This is a genomic window from Oceanobacillus sp. FSL W7-1309, assembly GCF_038002145.1.
In the GTDB taxonomy this organism is placed as follows: domain Bacteria; phylum Bacillota; class Bacilli; order Bacillales; family Amphibacillaceae; genus Oceanobacillus; species Oceanobacillus profundus.
Genome location: NZ_JBBOBX010000002.1, coordinates 845565 through 864972 on the forward strand (window position 1 = coordinate 845565; position 19408 = coordinate 864972).

General features: G+C 37.1%; 17 protein-coding genes. 2 read left to right on the forward strand and 15 right to left on the reverse strand.

The annotated features are described in order from the left end of the window. Positions 1-30: 30 nt before the first annotated feature. The 10 genes from prmA to gpr all read right to left on the reverse strand — a co-directional run bounded on the left by prmA (position 31) and on the right by gpr (position 12513). Positions 31-969 carry a 50S ribosomal protein L11 methyltransferase gene (prmA, locus tag NST46_RS16935; protein WP_118889122.1) on the reverse strand — a complete coding sequence of 313 codons (939 nt, stop codon included), beginning with the start codon at positions 967-969 and terminating at the stop codon, positions 31-33. 113 nt (positions 970-1082) lie between these two features. Continuing rightward, a complete protein-coding gene (gene dnaJ / locus NST46_RS16940) occupies positions 1083-2210 on the reverse strand; it encodes a molecular chaperone DnaJ (protein WP_095307054.1) in 1128 nt (375 codons plus the stop codon). 148 nt (positions 2211-2358) lie between these two features. Beyond that, positions 2359-4191 carry a molecular chaperone DnaK gene (dnaK, locus tag NST46_RS16945; RefSeq protein WP_095307055.1) on the reverse strand — a complete coding sequence of 611 codons (1833 nt, stop codon included), beginning with the start codon at positions 4189-4191 and terminating at the stop codon, positions 2359-2361. 33 nt (positions 4192-4224) lie between these two features. Then, complete coding sequence (grpE, locus tag NST46_RS16950; RefSeq protein ID WP_251659031.1) at positions 4225-4803, reverse strand: nucleotide exchange factor GrpE; 579 nt, start codon at positions 4801-4803, stop codon at positions 4225-4227. Between the two features lie 207 nt (positions 4804-5010). Beyond that, on the reverse strand, positions 5011-6051 hold the full coding sequence (gene hrcA, locus NST46_RS16955) for a heat-inducible transcriptional repressor HrcA (RefSeq protein WP_095307057.1): 1041 nt from the start codon (positions 6049-6051) through the stop codon (positions 5011-5013). A 435-nt stretch (positions 6052-6486) separates the two neighbouring features. Continuing rightward, a complete protein-coding gene (hemW, locus tag NST46_RS16960; protein ID WP_118889120.1) occupies positions 6487-7653 on the reverse strand; it encodes a radical SAM family heme chaperone HemW in 1167 nt (388 codons plus the stop codon). Positions 7654-7749: 96 nt separating this feature from the next. Continuing rightward, a complete protein-coding gene (gene lepA / locus NST46_RS16965; protein WP_095307060.1) occupies positions 7750-9558 on the reverse strand; it encodes a translation elongation factor 4 in 1809 nt (602 codons plus the stop codon). Between the two features lie 233 nt (positions 9559-9791). Then, on the reverse strand, positions 9792-10103 hold the full coding sequence (locus tag NST46_RS16970) for a hypothetical protein (RefSeq protein ID WP_341137497.1): 312 nt from the start codon (positions 10101-10103) through the stop codon (positions 9792-9794). A 12-nt stretch (positions 10104-10115) separates the two neighbouring features. After that, positions 10116-11291, reverse strand: coding sequence for a stage II sporulation protein P (gene spoIIP / locus NST46_RS16975; RefSeq protein WP_341137498.1), 1176 nt, complete (start codon positions 11289-11291; stop codon positions 10116-10118). Between the two features lie 127 nt (positions 11292-11418). Continuing rightward, positions 11419-12513: a GPR endopeptidase gene (gene gpr, locus NST46_RS16980; protein WP_095307066.1), complete on the reverse strand. Its 1095-nt coding sequence runs from the start codon at positions 12511-12513 to the stop codon at positions 11419-11421. 241 nt (positions 12514-12754) lie between these two features. Here gpr and rpsT point away from each other — a divergent pair, with 241 nt between their 5' ends. Next, positions 12755-13015 carry a 30S ribosomal protein S20 gene (gene rpsT / locus NST46_RS16985; RefSeq protein ID WP_095307068.1) on the forward strand — a complete coding sequence of 87 codons (261 nt, stop codon included), beginning with the start codon at positions 12755-12757 and terminating at the stop codon, positions 13013-13015. Positions 13016-13150: 135 nt separating this feature from the next. On the opposite strand, the gene holA is transcribed toward rpsT, so the two are convergent. Then, positions 13151-14173 (reverse strand): DNA polymerase III subunit delta, encoded by a 1023-nt coding sequence (gene holA, locus NST46_RS16990; protein ID WP_251659033.1) that lies wholly within the window; start codon positions 14171-14173, stop codon positions 13151-13153. A gap of 322 nt (positions 14174-14495) precedes the next feature. On the opposite strand from holA, the gene NST46_RS16995 reads away from it, so the two are divergent. Next, positions 14496-14627: a YqzM family protein gene (locus NST46_RS16995; RefSeq protein WP_095307072.1), complete on the forward strand. Its 132-nt coding sequence runs from the start codon at positions 14496-14498 to the stop codon at positions 14625-14627. A gap of 80 nt (positions 14628-14707) precedes the next feature. Here NST46_RS16995 and NST46_RS17000 read toward each other — a convergent pair whose 3' ends face one another. The 4 genes from NST46_RS17000 to NST46_RS17015 form a co-directional block, all read right to left on the reverse strand. After that, positions 14708-17032 (reverse strand): DNA internalization-related competence protein ComEC/Rec2, encoded by a 2325-nt coding sequence (locus NST46_RS17000; RefSeq protein ID WP_341137499.1) that lies wholly within the window; start codon positions 17030-17032, stop codon positions 14708-14710. Between the two features lie 95 nt (positions 17033-17127). Next, positions 17128-17691 (reverse strand): ComE operon protein 2, encoded by a 564-nt coding sequence (locus tag NST46_RS17005; RefSeq protein ID WP_095307075.1) that lies wholly within the window; start codon positions 17689-17691, stop codon positions 17128-17130. Positions 17692-17929: 238 nt separating this feature from the next. Continuing rightward, positions 17930-18526, reverse strand: coding sequence for a helix-hairpin-helix domain-containing protein (locus NST46_RS17010; RefSeq protein ID WP_303447276.1), 597 nt, complete (start codon positions 18524-18526; stop codon positions 17930-17932). 127 nt (positions 18527-18653) lie between these two features. Continuing rightward, positions 18654-19406: a class I SAM-dependent DNA methyltransferase gene (locus NST46_RS17015; protein WP_303447279.1), complete on the reverse strand. Its 753-nt coding sequence runs from the start codon at positions 19404-19406 to the stop codon at positions 18654-18656. Positions 19407-19408 lie beyond the last annotated feature (2 nt).

Sequence of the window (19408 nt, forward strand, 5' to 3'; positions counted from 1 at the left end):
TGCACACCCACTTCATGTATGTCACTTTTTTTATTTTTTTCTAGCTACAATGGAAATCCAATCTTCCATCTCATTTACAGCTATAATTTCGAAACCTTGTTCCGTAAGTTTATCTTTGACGAGTTGCTTCTTATTCTGAATAATTCCTGATGTTATAAATAATCCATCACTTACAAGATTATCCCATGCATCGTCCACAAAACGAACGATAATTTCTGCCAGTATATTGGAAACAATGACATTTACTTGTTTGTTTACGTGGTCAAGTAAATTATTCTGAGCAACAACAATCTGGTTATCAAGCCCATTTAGCTTTGCATTTTGCTGTGTACTTTTTACAGCTATTTCATCCAGGTCATATGCATAGACTTCTTTTGCGCCAAGCTTTGCAGCAGCAATACTAAGTACACCCGAGCCACAACCAACATCGATAACTGCATCATCACTTGTTAAATAGGTTTCTAACGCCTGCATGCTTAGCACTGTTGTAGGATGTGTGCCCGTACCGAAAGCCATGCCAGGATCTAGTTCAATAATGATTTCATCACTGGAAACTGGTGTATACTCTTCCCACGTTGGTGTTATGGTTATTTTTTGGGAAACCTTCACAGGTTTATAATATTTCTTCCACGCAGTTGCCCACTCTTCCTCATTAACCTCGCTTAAGGAAACATGGTTTTTGCCTAGATCGATATCATAAATCAATAAATTATTGATGGCTTGTTTTATTTGTTCCACCGTTTCACCGAGAAAGCTATTCATCGGTAAATAAGCCTTGATTCGCACACCTTCTTCAGGATATGCATTTGGATCTAAATCATAAATTTCTCCATAAACATTATCACGTACTTTTATTAAATCCTGCGGGTCTTCAATGACTAATCCACTTGCACCCGTTTCATGTAAAATATTAGAAATCGGCTCAATTGCTTCATTTGTCGTATGAATACAAACTTCAGACCATTTCATTATATTATTCACCCATTTCATTGGATAGTGACTCTCTTGGATATATACTGTGCTTCTTACCCTTCAAGATGCTCACCTGAAAATTATGTAGACGATGCTGCTGAACAGCATCGTTAATCACCTTTAAACGCTTTTTTAAAACGTTGGAAAATATTTTCGTCCTGTTCATCAGTAGATTCATTTCCACCAATTTCATTGAACTCACGAAGCAGTTCTTTTTGTCTATCAGTCAATTGTGTAGGAGTCATTACCTTCACTTTAATATGCTGATCTCCCTGACCACGTCCACGTACATTCGGTGCACCTTTCCCTTTAAGACGGAAGGTTTTCCCGGTTTGAGTTCCAGCAGGCACTTTCAGTTTTACTTTTCCGTGTACAGTAGGAACTTCGACTTCATCACCTAATGCTGCTTGGGTAATAGTTAATGGCAATTCACAGAAAATATGATCTCCTTCACGTATAAAGAAGTCATGTGGTCTAATCTGAACGACAACATACAAATCACCAGCAGGTCCACCGTTTTTACCTGGCTCACCTTTTCCAGTTACGCGAATTTGTTGACCTTCATCAATACCAGCAGGAATGTTGATATGAATTTTTTTGTTCTTTTTTACGCTTCCAGTTCCACCGCATGTATTACATTTATCTGGAATGATACTACCAGTTCCATTACAGTAATGACATACTCTACGGTTAACAACACGACCGAATGGCGTGTTCTGTTCTTGATTCAATTGACCAGATCCATTACAGTGTGAACATGTTTTCTTGCTTGTGCCTGGCTTAGCACCAGAACCGTTACATGTATCACATTCTTCTTCACTAGGGATTGTAATATCTGTTTCTTTCCCAAAAATTGCTTCTTCAAAATCTAATACCATCGTATATTGCAAATCTGCTCCTTGTTGTGGTGCATTTGGATCACGTGTACGACCACCGCCACCGAAGAACATATCAAATATATCGCCAAAGCCACCGAAGTCTTGTGCTCCACCGCCAAAACCACCAAAGCCCTGACCACTAGCTCCAGCATGACCAAATTGATCATATTGTGCACGTTTCTGATCGTCACCTAATACTTCATATGCTTCTTTAGCTTCTTTAAATTTATCGGCAGCATCGTCTGCTTTATTCACATCTGGGTGATATTTCCTTGCCAATTTCCGATACGATTTTTTAATTTCTTCTTTTGAAGCGCCTTTTTCGACTCCAAGTACATCATAATAATCTCGCTTGCTCAACCTTCTTCACTCTCCCGACACACTATAGCATAGGTTTTATCATATCATCAATGATTGCTTTATAGCAAATCATGATTTTCTTTAAAAAAGTCAAAGTCAAGAGAATCCTGACTTTGACTTTTGGTTAGGTCTATCCTTTATTCATTACTTACTTTTTTTCGTTGTCATCTTCAACTTCAGAGTAGTCTGCATCAACAACATCATCACTTGAATCATTTGCTTCCTGACCTTGCTGAGCTTGTGAATCTTGTTGCATTTGCTCATACAATTTTACGGATAGCTGTTGTACATGTTCTTGTAATGCTTCTTTCTTCTCTTTAATTTGATCGATATCATTCGCTTCAATTGCAGCTTTTAGTTCTTCTTTTGCTGACTCTGCTTTTTGCTTATCCTCTTCAGAAACTTTATCTCCAAGATCTTTAATTGTTTTATCTGTAGTAAAGATTAATTGGTCTGCTTCATTGCGTAATTCTACTTCTTCACGACGCTTTTTATCAGCTTCTGCATTTTCTTCAGCGTCCTGTACCATTTTTTCTACTTCTTCATCTGAAAGACCTGAAGATGATTTAATTGTAATAGATTGTTCTTTATTCGTACCCATATCTTTTGCACGAACATTAACGATACCATTTGCATCAATATCAAAGGAAACTTCAATTTGCGGAATTCCTCTTGGTGCTGGCGGGATATCCGTTAATTGGAAACGTCCTAATGTTTTATTATCTGCAGCCATTTCTCGTTCCCCTTGAAGAACGTGGATATCAACAGCTGTTTGATTATCAGCAGCAGTTGAGAACACTTGAGAATGACTTGTAGGAATTGTTGTATTACGCTCAATTAATTTTGTAAATACAGATCCCATTGTTTCAATACCTAATGAAAGTGGTGTAACGTCTAGTAGGACAACGTCTTTTACGTCACCTTGCAATACTCCACCTTGAATTGCAGCACCTAATGCTACAACCTCATCTGGGTTAACTCCTTTAGATGGATCTTTACCAATTTCCTTTTTAATAGCTTCTTGAACAGCTGGGATACGAGTTGAACCGCCAACAAGGATTACTTTATGAATTTCATTTGTTGATAACCCTGCATCTGATAGTGCTTTACGAGTTGGAATCATTGTGCGTTCAACGAGATCAGAAGATAATTCTTCAAACTTCGCACGTGTTAAATTCATTTCCAAGTGCAACGGTCCTGCTTCACCAGCTGTGATAAATGGTAATGAAATTTGTGTTTGAGATACACCAGAAAGATCTTTTTTCGCTTTCTCTGCAGCATCTTTCAAACGTTGCGTAGCCATTTTATCCTTCGACAAGTCAATTCCGTTTTCTTTTCTAAATTCTTCTACCATATAGTTAATGATAACATCATCAAAGTCATCTCCACCTAGGCGGTTATCCCCTGCAGTTGAAATTACTTCAAATGTACCGTCACCAATATCTAGAATGGATACGTCAAATGTACCACCACCAAGGTCATACACTAAAATTGTTTGGTCTTGATCATCTTTATCAATACCATATGCTAAGGCTGCTGCAGTCGGTTCGTTAATAATACGCTCAACTTCTAATCCAGCAATTTTACCTGCGTCTTTAGTTGCTTGACGCTCAGCATCATTAAAATAAGCTGGAACAGTAATTACCGCTTTATCAACCTTTTCACCAATATAATCCTCTGCATAAGATTTAATATATTGTAGAATAATAGCTGAAATTTCTTGAGGTGTATATTCTTTATCTTCAATTTTAACTTTGTAATCTGTTCCCATATGACGTTTAATGGACTGAATTGTATTTGGGTTTGTAATTGCTTGACGTTTTGCAACTTCCCCCACTTGTCTTTCACCATTTTTAAATGCAACAACAGATGGAGCTGTACGGTTCCCCTCCGGATTCGGAATAACTACCGCTTCGCCGCCTTCCATCACTGCTACACATGAATTCGTTGTTCCTAAGTCAATACCAATAATTTTACTCATAATTACAATATCCTCCTTAAACTACCTATCCGATTATTTATTCACTTTAACCATTGCTGGACGGATTACGCGATCTTTGAGCAGATATCCTTTTTGTAATTCTTCTACAACAGTATTCGATTCGATTTCTTCATCTTCGATTTGCATTACTGCGTGATGTAAAGTAGGATCAAAAGCTTTTCCTTCTGTTTCAATCACTTCAACACCTTGTGACTTTAATGCATCTTGAAATTGACGATATACCATCGTAATTCCATCAAAAAGACTTGCGTTTGCTTCCGTAACTTCTACTTGTAGAGCTCTTTCAAAATTATCTAGAGCAGGAAGCAGTTCATTGATTAAATCTTGTGATTTATACTTACGTTCTGCTTCTTTCTCTTTTTGCGAGCGTTTTTTGAAATTATCATATTCAGCCTGTAAGCGAAGCAATCGGTTGAATACTTCATCCTTTTCCGCTTTCAGTGCTTCATTCTCTGTTTTTAGCTCTTCCGTGCTAGCTGAATCAGTTTCGGTTGATTCCGTTGTCTCTTGATCGGCAGAATCAATCACTTCAACTTCATCATTGGTGATGGATCTCTCATCTGTTATTGTATCTTTATTTTGATCTTCCACCAATGCCACCTCCATATTAAAAAATTCTTAGAAAAATTACATTCGCCAAGGCTTTCAGCAAATGACTTCACCTGTGCATTGTCAATAGAAAAGTATTACTTTCCTATTTACCAAGTAAGACTATATCATGAATAGCATTTTAATGAAACTATATTGGTTACTGAACTAGCATAGATGCTAAGACCTAAGGTTAATTAATTGATTCATTTATGCATCATCATTTTTGTACCACATGTACAATGCGTCTGTCATTTCATTTGATAAGCCTCTTAGTAGAGTGATGACTTTTCTATACTCCATTCTCGTAGGACCAAGTAATGCAATAGTTCCCATATGGTCCCCTTCCATGTGATAAGAAGCAGTTATCAAACTTAAGTCCTTAATTGCTTCTACTTCGTTCTCATTACCAATCGTTACTTCAATACCACTTTTCGTGTTTTTGAGTAAATTAGCTATCTCGTCTTCTTTTTCCATCATGTTAAAGAATGAGCGAATTTTATCAACATCGTTGAATTCAGGTTGCATCAATATATTGGATTTACCTCCAATATATAGTTTGACAGGATGTTCACTCAAGAAAACAGATTTCAAATAGTCAAACGATGTATCAAAATCATCAATATACATCTTCATCAGTTGAGCAACCTCTGTTGCTAATTTCTCTTGCAATTGAACAATCGGCACTCCCTTAAGGCTATCATTCATTATATTTACCATTTTCTCTAGATCCGAAGCACGGACCTTTTCAGGTATTGAAAATGAACGGTGCTCCACATGTCCTGTATTTGTAACCAGAATAGCTACAGCGGTATGCGCTGAAAGCGGAAGAATTTGGATTTGTTTCAGTTTCGTTTCAAACATTTCTGGACCGAGAATAATCGATGTATAGCTCGTAAGCTTCGATAGAACCTCTGCAGACATTTGCACGATTTGTTCAAATTCAAAAAAGCCATCGTCGATAATATTTTTAATAATCGTTACTTCATTTGGGCTCGGACTTATAATCGGACCAATCAAATGGTCTACATAATAACGGTAGCCTTTCTCTGATGGAACTCTCCCGGAAGATGTATGAGTTTTTTCCAAGAAACCCAGTTCTTCTAAATCAGCCATCTCATTTCTAATCGTTGCTGCACTATATGGAAGGTTTTCTTTTTTAGAAAGTGCTCGTGACCCGATTGGATGCGCTGAATCAATGAAATCATCAATTATGACTTGTAAAATTGTAAGTTGCCTCTCTGTTAGCATGATGATCACTCCTGTTAGCACTCTATGTACCCGAGTGCTAATACTACTATAAAATTATCAAATGACTATTTTTTTGTCAATTAGAACGTCTTAATGCGTGTTCAAAAAGTAGGATGAAAAAGACCGAGGTCGTCTAAAGTCGCAATGTCATGGGGCTGCGATTACTCGCCCCTAGAAAAGCCTTGTTGCGATGCCGACACTAGCACGTCCTGTGCGTCGCAGTTCGAGGCAGTGTAGCTTTGAGCAGACGATCTTGCACGCAGGAAAAAGTGATTTTCTTTTCCAAGGAGCAGAACGTATGCAGTTAATACGTGCGGAACGGACTTGCACAGGATGTGTGACTTCGACATTCGACAAAGGGCGTGTCGATACTCAGTCGAAGGTCTACTGATTTCGATTTTTGTCATTTTCACCGTTTTTTTTGAAAAACCTCTCTTAGGAGATTGTTTCTATTGTAGGATCTCTGTCCAGCAGGAATTTTTCAAAGACGCGATTGCCAAGAAGCATCCCTTGTTCTGTTAACCGAATCGATTGAACATCCTCGTAAATCAAACCATTATTCAGTAGATTTTCAAGCTCTTTTTTATATAACCGTTCTATTTCGATTCCAAACCGCTCTTGAAAATGTTTCTTGTCAATACCGTTTATTTTTCGAAGTCCTAGAAACATTTCTTCTTCAATTCTTTCTTTTATGCTAACCTTATCTACTTGCAATATTGGTTTTCCATCTGCAAATGCTTTTTTTACATAAGCTGGCAGTGGGCGAATGTTTGTAACTCGTTTTCCAGGTAAATAACCATGTGCCCCAGCACCAAAACCGTAATAATAATCGTTATTCCAGTAGGTTAGATTATGTTTGCTTTCAAATCCCGGCAAAGAAAAGTTGCTTACCTCATATTGATGAATACCCTTCGATTTCATCGTACGCTTTAATATTTCATACATCATTACCTCATCGTCTTCCGGCGGACGATGGAGCTGTCCTTTTTTATGCTTTTGATAAAAAATAGTTTTTGGTTCAATTTGCAAAGCATACGTGGAATAATGTGGCAGCCCAAAAGAAAGGGCTTCATCCAACGAAGCTTGGAATTGCTCAACCGTTTGATTTGGTAGAGCATATATCAAATCAAGGCTCACATTTGCAAAATCACGCTGCTTCAGTAGATGCACTGTATCATAAACATCCTTCACACGATGCACACGACCAAGCTGTTCAAGCATCCTATCATCCATTACTTGTACACCAAATGATATTCGAGTGATACCATAGTCCTTTAATAATTTGGTTTTATCCGCATCAATATCGCCTGGATTTATTTCAATCGAAACCTCTTCAAAACTTGAAAAATCAAATTTTTTATTTAAAAATCGAAATAAAGTGTGTAATTGTTTCATCGTCAAGGCTGTTGGTGTACCACCACCGATGTACATTGTTCTCATCTTGTGCTTGTCGCCTGGCAAAACAGTATCTATTTCTTGAAATAAAGCCTCTAGGTATTCTGTAGCTAGTTCCTCATTATAGAAAAACTTTACAAAATCACAGTAATGACAAATTTGTCTGCAAAATGGAATATGAATATAAACCGATTGTATGGATTCCATAAATTGTTCAACTCCCGTAAACGAAAAAGTCAAAAAGGAAAACCATCCCACAGAAAAGCTGTGTTCAAGTTCTCCCATAAGACACAATTCTATTAATTAATCGTCGCCCATTTGAAGTACAGCCATGAATGCTTCTTGCGGCACTTCCACAGATCCAACCATCTTCATTCGTTTCTTACCTTCTTTTTGTTTCTCAAGTAATTTACGTTTACGTGAAATATCTCCACCATATAACTTGGCTGTTACATCCTTACGTACCGCTTTAATCGTCGAACGTGCAACAATTTTATTTCCAATTGCTGCTTGGACAGGAACCTCAAACTGCTGCCTCGGTATTAGCTCTTTCATTTTATCGACGATTTGTTTTCCACGATCATAAGAGAAATCACGATGGACGATAAATGATAATGCATCAATTGTATCACCGTTAAGCAGAATATCCATTTTCACAAGCTGGGAAGGCTGATAGCCAATTAGTTCATAATCAAATGAAGCATATCCCTTTGTATGCGATTTTAACTGATCGAAGAAATCATAAACGATTTCAGAAAGCGGGATATGATAAATAACATTCACACGAATATCGTCTAAATACTGCATATCAATAAACTGCCCACGTTTCTTCTGAGCAATTTCCATTACTGCACCAACATAATCATTCGGTACCATTATGGTCGCTTTTACATACGGTTCCCGAATTTCCTGGATCACTTGTGGATCAGGCATTTTGGATGGGTTATCGACCGTTGTAACTTCACCATTCGTCTTTTCTACTTCAAAAATAACACTTGGTGCAGTTGTTATGAGATTAATATTAAATTCTCTTTCAATTCGTTCCTGAATAATTTCCATATGCAACAAGCCAAGGAAACCGCAACGGAAACCAAATCCTAGTGCCTGAGAGGTTTCCGGTTCATATTGCAAGGAAGAATCATTCAATTCCAATCTCTCTAATGCTTCTCGTAAATCGTTATAGTCATTTGAGTCAACTGGATATAGCCCACAGAACACCATAGGATTTAACTTTCGATAACCCGGTAGTGCTTCATCAGCTGGTCTATTCGCAAGTGTTATTGTATCTCCTACCTGTGTATCTCCAACGTTTTTTATCGATGCTGTTATATAGCCTACATCTCCGACAGTTAGTTCATTCTTAGCAAGTGCTTTTGGGGTAAATACACCAACTTCGTTTACTTCAAACTGTTTTCCAGATGACATCATTTGAATTTTATCTCCGACTTTAATCGTTCCTTCTTTAACACATACATAGGAAATAGCCCCACGATAGGAATCATATAAAGAATCGAATATCAATGCTTTTAATGGTGCTTCTGAGTCACCAGCGGGCTCTGGTACAACTTCTGTAATTCTTTCTAATATATCTTCAATTCCAATATTTGCTTTTGCTGAAGCAAGAATTACTTCATCGCCATCAATACCAAGCACATCTTCTAATTCCTTTTTAACACGTTCTGGATCTGCACTTGGCAAATCAATCTTATTAATGACAGGAATTATCTCTAATTCATTTTCCAATGCCAAATAAACATTAGCTAAGGTCTGAGCCTCGATCCCCTGCGCGGCGTCCACGATAAGGATAGCTCCCTCACAAGCAGCGAGACTTCTGGAAACCTCATATGTAAAATCGACATGTCCAGGCGTATCAATTAAATGAAAGATAAATTCCTCTCCACTTTTGCTCGTATATGACAATTGAACAGCATTAAGCTTAATAGTAATCCCACGTTCACGTTCTAAATCCATTCCATCCAGTAGCTGTTCCTTCATTTCACGTTTTGTAACAGTTTGTGTATTTTCTAAAATTCGATCTGCTAAAGTTGATTTCCCATGGTCAATATGAGCTATAATCGAAAAATTACGTACTTTTCGTTGTTTTTTCACCATTCGTGTTGCTCACTCCTACAATACTTTCAATCCACTATCCGGGTGAAAGTTTCAAAATAAAAGCCAATAAATACTAGGTTGATTATAGCAATAGAGGCTGTTATATTCAAGAACAAACGCATAAACGGCCAGATTTATATCAATCTGAATGAGATGCAGTACGATTACATCCCTTTGGATGATTTCCAATACGTTTTGATAAACCACCGATATCATCACTTAATCTTTATAACCTAGAAAAATAATTGAGCAGTTTGATATAACACTTGCATTAATAGTTCAAAAAAGCCTTTAACCCCAGCCCCTAATATAGATGCGGCATTTTGAGTATATTGCACAGCAGTGTCCTTGCCCGCATCAGCCATCGGTTGACTTACTGGTATCGTAACTGTTTCAGCAGTAGATGCTTGCTCCTCTGTATCTTCTATTACTTCAACAACAGCCTCGTCTTCCTCTGCTGTTTGGGGTGCTTCTTTGTTCATCCCATATACTATCCCTGATAGAAAGAAAACTGCGAGTAAAAGTAGAATTAAAATAAATCGCATTGACCGTACCTCCTATGGATTTGCTTGTACTGCTTCTGCATCCCAATAATAATCACTAAATACATCTGCAACTGCATCTGCCGCTCGGTATAATTCATCTAAATTATTGTCAACACCGCCAAATTCAATTAGAACCGCATTATCTGAGAGATCTTGATTATAAATGCCGTCAACACCTGAACCTTCTTTCTGGACAACACCTCTGCTTATGCCTGGATACTTTTCTTCAATCAAGTCATGTAACTCAGAAGCTATTTTTATGTTTTTCTCATGTTCAGGGTGCTCCATTCCAACAACAAACATAATTCTGGCATACGATTCACCATTTATCACTTTTGTTGTCACATCTTTACGAGCTGAGTCCCGGTGCAAATCAAATACAAATTGGATTTCATCATTCATTGCTATTGCCTCTTCTACAAATTCTCGAGAGGCATCATAAGCTTGCGAGCGCTTCATACCTTTATCATTAAGTACTTTGTCAATATCCGTATCTTCTACCTCAGCCCCAATCCCTTTTGCCTCAAGAGCTTTGGCGAGATGGTCACTTACCTTTGTAATATTCACCTCACCATGGAAAGCGAGATCTGGATCTGTAACGTCTGGTAAATGTGGTAAGAATGATTCACGTGTATGTGTGTTATAAATATAAACCACTTTTCTACCATCTGTTGTTGGGGTTTTATTTTCACTACCTTCTTTATCCTCTTCTTTTTGATCCTTCTCCTCATTCGGTTCATCGATTAAAGCCTCACGGTCTCTCAAAACTTCTTCAAGAGGTGGTGACGATTCAAAAGGCAGGTTTGTATAGTTTGTTCCTTCACCAGCAATTAATATTTGCCTATCATAGATAGAAAATCCAGGAATTTCATTTCCCAATAAACTTCTTGGATCATCTGGCTTTAAATTCGTTGCAACATGAAAGAGCACACTTGAAAGCTTAGGTAGTTGGCGATCCTCCGGAAATGCTTGTTTAAAAGCTCGATTTTCCATACTTAGCAAGTTATAAAATACAAAACCATCAATATCTCTTGTCCATTCTGTTAATAGACTGGATGAGAAACGGTATGCCGGCTGTACAGTTGTTAAAATTCCTATACTGATAAATAGGATAAGGATACTAATAAGATAAAGACCACTTTTCCTATATATGCTATGCCCATTTCGATTTAGGTGATTGTTTTTCATAAAAATACATGATCCCACCTTCCTAACAGTTAACTCTTGTTTTAAATCTATGAGTTAAATGTGGAAGGTAGAACCATGTTTCTAAAAAATAGAGCCAATTAATAGAGTAATCGGCCCCCTTTTTAATTCATCGACTGTATGAAGCAAAATTATCGACGTTCACATTTTCATGAAGGGCAGCATTTAAACCATTAGCAATGACATTCGCCATGTCAATCATAAACCCATCAACTTCTTTTGGCGTAACCATCAAATTATGCCCTATAGGTGTTAATACCTCTGAAATAAGCTTTCGTTTCTCATCTTCAGAAAGTCCACCAACCATCCCCAAAACGGTTTGACGCTGCTCATCATTCGGCAAATCAGCTTCTGTTAACTTCTTCCCGCCGAATGCCATTCCCGCCGGTGCTAGAGATTTAGACGGATTATCTTTCTCATTCCATTCACGTCCAAAGTGTTTTAATAGAAAATCGATTGTATCACTAGTAATTGTTACAGCATCAACAACCGTTGGTACACCAATTGCTAAAACCGGTACACCCAATGTTTCCTTGCTTATTTCCTTTCTTTTATTTCCAACACCTGATCCAGGATGAATTCCAGTATCGGAAAGCTGTATGGTTTCATTCACCCGCTCAATTGATCTGGAAGCAAGCGCATCAATCGCAATAACAAAATCAGGTTGATACTTATCCGTAATCCCAAAAATAATATCACTTGTTTCAATACCTGTAACTCCCATTACTCCGGGGGTTACAGCTGCGACTTCACGATACCCTTCAGCTACTGTCTCCTGCTGAAGTTTAAATAAATGACTTGTAACAAGTATTTTTTCAACAGCCATTGGTCCTAAAGCATCTGGTGTAACATTCCAATTTCCAAGACCAACAATTAATCCAGTGGCATCGGTCGGTATGTTATTGCGAACAAGCAGTTGCTCAATCTCCTTCGCAAGTACTTTGGCAGCAGCTTCTTGTCTAGCTGTATCCTGTTTTTTAACACCATCAGCATAAATCGTTACATAATTTCCTGGTTTTTTCCCAAGCAATTTTGCTCCTGTTTCATCAATATCAACGTAAGAAATTTTTATATCGGCCTCGTGTCTTTCTTTAAACGTAACACCTTTTAACTCACTTTCTTTTTCCACTGTCTCTGTATACATATCCCTAGCTTCAACCGCTAAATCTGTCCGTACCTGGAACACCTTATTTTCATCAGCCATTAGCTTGTCTTCCCTTCATTCAATACTTACAATACTTATCAGTAATAGAATGAACCATTGACAAAAAAACATACGAAATGTTCCATGTTCTAACAATTTTATTGAAAACATCCTGTTCCTTTGGTAAAATACTCTTTGTCCACATTGAAAGTTAAACGAATGTAATGATTGACTTTGATAGGATTATTGAACATTATTACGAAACGCTTAGAATTTCGTTCATTTTTAGGAGGTGAATTAAATGGCTAATATTAAATCTGCAATCAAACGTGTAACGGTTAATAATAAAAAACGTGCGAATAACGGACCACAAAAAACAGAAATGCGTTCTGAAATCCGTCGTGTAGAAAACTTAGTTGAGGCAAATGACGTGGAAAACGCAAAAGCTGCATTAAAAAATACTGTAAAACGTATTGACAAAGCTGTTCAAAAAGGACTTATCCACAAAAATGCTGGAGATCGTCAAAAATCCCGTCTTACTAAAAAAGTAAACAGCCTATAAAACGTAAAAAACGATCCTTCATGGATCGTTTTTTTAGTGGCTCAGAAAGATTAAATATGAATGCTGTTGATTTTGCTGCCGAAACAGCCACGTCCACCTCTACATACTGCTATTCAAGAACTTTCCTTTTTTGCACTACGAAGCCGTTTGAATTAGATCATAAAGCAGAAGTTCAAAAGCAAGGTCCTTTTCCATTTTACCTTGCTTCATTACTGCATCTGTATCTGCCAATTTCCGGATAACATCCTGAAGTTTTTGAGTAGAAAATTGTCTTTCTCTGCTTAAAGCAATTTTTACGACGTATGGATGGGCACCGATGCTTTTTTGTATTTGGGATTGTCCATAACCTTTCTGCTTCAATAGCTTGACGCGCAGTATAGTTCGAAATTGAAAAGCAAGCAGACCAATCAAGGCAATTGGTTCTTCTTTCATTTTTTCTAAATCCTTAAATATAGCAATTGCCTTATGTAAATTCCGCTCCATAACAGCATCTACCAGTCGTAATGATGAGCTGCTTGAGGTGTGTGAGACTAGGTTCTCAGCGACTTCTTTGGTAATTACACCACCCTCTCCAACATATAGAGCTAACTTCGATAATTCATTTTCCAGCAAATGAAGATTTGTAGACAATTCAGTTTCGAAAATTTCGTATGCATCTCGATCAATTGTTATTTGTAGTTGGTTTGCTAAAGTATTAATCCACTGTGTTAACTCTTGCTCTTTCACTTCGTTGCAAACTGCGATCGTTGCATGCTTTTTCAATTGCTTACTGATTTTTTTCCGTTCGTCGATTTTCTCATACGGCGCCATAAGCACAAGCACAGAATACGATGCTGGTTCACTTAGATAACGCTCTAGAGATTCCAGTCTATGCTCAAATGGTAATTTACCGGGCTTGGCCTTTAAAAATTCAGGGTTGGTGGCAATGACTAGTTTTTTTTCTCCAAAAAACGGGTAGGTTTCTGCATCGGCAACAACTTCTTGAATCGGCGTTTCTTCAAGATCGTATAACGACAGATTCTCCTCTTCTCCATTCAAGACACGTTTAGTTAATTCCTGTTTTAAATTTTGCAAGAAAAACGACTCTACACCATACGCAAGATAAACAGAGGAAATTTGGTTTTTCTTTAATTGCTTGACTACTTCTATATAAGACATCTATAATCCACTCCAACTTAATATAGTTATAATGGTAAATCGGAACAGATGGAATGGCAAGAACTTTTGTTTGAATAGAGATGCCTTCATACCGAAAGCACCTCTAAATGCATCTATATAAACGCCTGATATTCAGCTCTAGAAACTGTACAGCAGACGATATTTTCACTTGTCATTAGCTTATACTGACACAGCAAAAGTATAGATGTTAAGTCTTACTAAATATGGTGATGAATAATTTTAAAAACACCTTTTTAGCATTAAGTAGATTTTTTTTATCATTTAATTTATACTAATGTTGATGACATAGGAGGGGTATATTGTGAATGAATTTGAGAAAGATGTGCAGTATAAAGGAAATGATGTAGTTGACTCCGCTCTAGGATTTGTTTTTTCATTCGTTTTCTTTTTCTTAATCTTTGCGGTCGGAGCGGCAATTAGTTTCTTCGGATAATAGCAGGCTGTACATGTAATCGTTACCTTTTACCTAAAATTTGTTGAAAGAGACTGTATCCCACAGTCTCTTTGTTCATTTCATTTGTCTTCTCCACGTAGTTTATGTAAAAACGGGAAAAATGTTCCTCCATCATCGTACTTAAATTGTACCGCGCCATGTTGATCGGTTCGTAATATTTCCACATCAAACTTTTCAAGTGTTTCTAAAACCTCTGGTGTCGGATGCCCGTAGGAATTATCTACCCCAACAGGAATGAGAGCAAATCTTGGATCAGTCGTTTCAATAAAGTCTTGATCTGTAGATGTACTGCTCCCATGATGTGCAACCTTTAATACATCCACCGACAAATTAGGATAGTTTTGTATTAACACGCTTTCTTCCGTTTTTGTAATATCACCTGTAAATAACCAGCTTACTCCACCAAATTCGGTAAATACTACAATGGAATTTTCATTTGATGATGCACGATCTTGGTCTGGGGCAAGCACATGTAATTGTTGATCGGAAACCGTAATTATATCTCCGCCCTTCACTAGAACCAATTCCGGTTTCTTTCGTATCTGCGACCATTTTTGCAACACAGATAAATCAAAATATCTACTTACAATTAATTGTTCAACTTCCATTTCTTTGAAAATAAATTCAGCGCTCCCTATATGGTCCGTATCCTCGTGTGTAAGTATAAGTGAATCGAGCTCTCTAATACCGCGAGAATAAAAGTAGGGTCGTAATATCTGCTGATAAACACTATCTGTAGGATTCATATCTTCAAAAGAAAATCGAGAACCAGCATCAATCATGATGACGCCTTTCCGATATGGCAGTTCAATTAAAAACGCGTCTCCTTGGCCTATATCGAACATTGTTACGGTTCCCTCCGAGGAAAAATACGGTCTAGCAACGATACCCATTATCAACAACGTCATTAACAAGCCTGAACGAAATGCTTTAATCAACATCCCTCGTTCCAAATCATGCATAAACAAAAGGAACAACCCAGAATAAATAATTATCGCGATAAACGGAAATCCTGAGGTTAAAAATGGATAGTAAAGAACAGAATCGATTAAATCAATAAAAGCAATAATCATTTGATGAATAAGAAAAAATAATGAATCCAATAAATTGATAAATACATTCGGCAAAAAGCTTAACGGAACAAGTATATACATCAATGGAATAACAAAAACGGTAAAATAAGGAATCACAATTAAATTAAGTATAATGGATAAAGGTTGGAAAATAGAAAAGTAATTAAATTGAATTGGAATAATAACCATTTGGGAGACGAAGCTAATTTGTAGTAATTGCCAGAAGGGAGATTTCGTTCCACCAACCAAATTCTTCGATAAAAGAATGGCAAACGTTACGAGGAAAGATAATTGAAATCCTACATGATACATAATGGTATTATCAAGAAATATGAGTAAAATAAACACAATGCTCAATATATCTGTATAACTAAAACGAAAGTTAAATTTATTTAGCAGAATGAACAGCACCACCATGATCGATGCCCTCCATACAGAAGGATCACCACCTGCTAACAGAGCATAAACAGGTAAAAAGAAAACCATAAGCCATTGCGCTTTTTCTTGTGTAAGCAGATTTAGCTTTACAAGTAAAAAATAAAACAACGCAACAATTAAACCGATATTGGAGCCAGAAATAGCGATAATATGCGATAGACTCCAACGTTGAAAAATATCCTCTGTTTCCGAATCCATCTTTGAATCATCACCAAACACAATAGCAGTTAACCATGAAGCAGTATATGCACTAAACCGACTTTCTACATGAGTTAGCAGCTGTTCGCGCAGCATATAAAAACGTTCAAGAAACTTAGAGCCGCCACATTCTACGTGTGTTAAATCTTCTAGTATAAGCTGGTAGGTTATGCCGCTTTTCAATAAATATTCTCGATAGTCAAACTGGGCGGGGTTTCTGCTTTTATTCGGAAGTTCCACACTGCCACTTACCATACAACTTGCGCCATACTTGAAGCTATCTAGGACGGGTTCAATCTCGGCCGTTTGTTTATTATTATCAGGAAAATAAAGAATGAGGATGTTATGTTTTGAATGTTGCTCTTCTAGGACAAATTCCAGCTTGTCTTGTGTTAACTGGACAGGGGATACAATTTCACCAATATAATGCGCAGTCTCACTTGATAATGCTGTGGAGGATTGACTAGTCGGTGGAGGGATATAAAGTGAAAAAAAGAAGAACATAATTAATGAAATGAAAATCGGAACTTTCTTTAATCTTCCATGAAAGTATAAGTACGATATCCAAAGTAAGAAAACAATAATTATCCAATCATTAGCGAAATAAATTCTAACAATCGCTGCACCTACTGCGAGCGCAGCAAAATGCCAATATCCTTTCAATTGAAAATTCACCTATTTCCGTTTATGAAATTGTTCTTTAGGCAGAGAGCTTCTCACCTATCTAACCTGAATAGGTGAGTTAAGCTTTTTTTCTGCATTTGATTAAGCTATTTTAAAAACAGTTTTTCAGCTTGTTCTCGAAGTACATGTGCTTCCTTATCATTTCCTGCTACTGTATCTAGTTTATCCAGCACATTTTTCATCAGCTCTGCTTTTTCCTGATAGTTTGTATCTACAGCAAGATAATCAAGTTCTACTTTTTTCGTTTGAACGCCTGCCTCTTTAAATAATTGAATGGCATATTCATGATTGTGATAGTCCTCCGCATAATAAACCGTTCGGATACCACTTTGAATTAACTGCTTTGTACATTGTAGACATGGAAAATGCGTTACATAAATGTCTGCATTATCTGTTGCAACACCAAATTTTGCACATTGCAAGAGTGCATTTGCCTCTGCATGAACAGTTCGTACACAATGACCATCAATAACATAACAACCATCATCAATACAATGAACACCGCCAGATACACTTCCATTATAGCCACCTGCTATTATCCGCTTGTCGCGGACAATTGTTGCTCCCACCATTAGTCTTGTACAAGTACTACGAAGCGCAAGCAAGTGACTTTGTGCCATAAAATATTGATCCCATGAAATTCTTTCCATATGTATTCCCCTTTGCGTATTCTCCCCCTAGTGTACATTCCAAAGTGAATTTTCGTCAATTATCAAAATCATAGATTAACCGGCTATAAACCCCATATCTGTAGAATAAGTAAACCAAAAGACAAAAAGGTGAGGGGAAACTCGCATGAATTTCGGATTCTGAACAAAGCCTGCTGGTTTCCCTTGTAGTGCTGGCAATCAGCCGGAAAGAAAAAACAACTTTATTTAAAGTTTCATTTTACGGAATTTGTATGGTGTCCTGCATGTTCTCCAATGTTTTTTGACCAATTCCTGAAACGTTTAGCAAATCTTCAATCGAATTGAATAAACCATGCTCCTCTCGGTGTTGAATAATTGCTTGTGCCTTGGCTGGACCAATTCCTGGAAGCTGTTCGATTTCCTCCTGCGTGGCCATATTTACTTTAATCTTTCCATTACTTTCAACAGAACCTGCTCCACTCTCAATCTCATCCCCAATTTTAGGCACAATAATAATCATTTCATCCTGCACTTTTTGCGCGAGGTTAATTTGACTTTGGTCAGCATCAGAAGTAAACCCTCCTGCTGTTAAAATAACATCATTCACCCTTGCATCTGGTGATACTTCATAAACTCCTGGTTTTGCAATTGCACCTTTAATATCAACAACTGCAGCTGTATTTGAGTCTTGAATTGCTTCTGCTTGTTTATCAAATGGATCTTCTGTGGATGAAACAGCTTGTAAATCTAGAATCGTTTCTTGTTCTTCGGTCGCATCACGAGTGAAAATGAGGAATAAAACAACTAAAATCGTTAAGGCAATGAAAAACGAGGATTTTTTAAGAAGGTTTAACAACCCTTTTCACATCCATTCTATAATAGTTAGTAGGAGGCGTTTCTACAGAAGATAATTCCTGTAGTTATAGATATATTCTTCATCATTTTATAAAATCCTGCTAATAAAAAAAGATCAGGAATCTCAATTATCCTGACCTTTTTTCAGCTAAAAAGAAAATTCGCTCTGAATTTTCATCCACATTATTCACTTTTGTTGAAAAATCAGCAAACAATTTAATGTTTTCAAAGCCTGACTCTTTTAATATTTTTTTATAAAATGTTACCGGATACGTTTTTTGATGATGAAATTCATCAAAACGTTTATATGTTTCTTCTTCTAAAGCAAAGAATGTCAAATCATGAAACATCTCACCAGGATCATCTCCAGCTGAACAAAACCAAATATAAGAAGCCTCATCAGTTACCTCAGCAAATGTTTGATTCATATAATTTTTCTCTACATGAGACAAGGAGTGAACATCAAAAATGAAAAGCCCACCTTCCTTTAAGCACTTCGCTATATTATGGAAGGATTTCTGCAAATCCATTGGTTCTGTTATATAATTCATAACATCACAATAACTGATAGCTACATCATACTCGAATAAACCAGTAAGTTTCGTTAAATCCTGATGTATCCATTGTATAGAAAGATTTTTTTCCTCTGCTTTATGTGCTGCATGCGTAAGCATTTCTGTCGAATAATCTACACCAGTTATATGATAGCCACGTTCTGCTAATCTTGTTGCAATTTCTCCAGTACCACATCCAAGGTCAGCTATCCTTTCAGCTTCTTTTCCAGTTTGCTTTATCATTTCTTCTGTGAAAGAAACCCACGCATCATAAGGAGCGTTTACCATTAATTGATCATACAAGGAAGCCATTTGCTGATATGCCATGA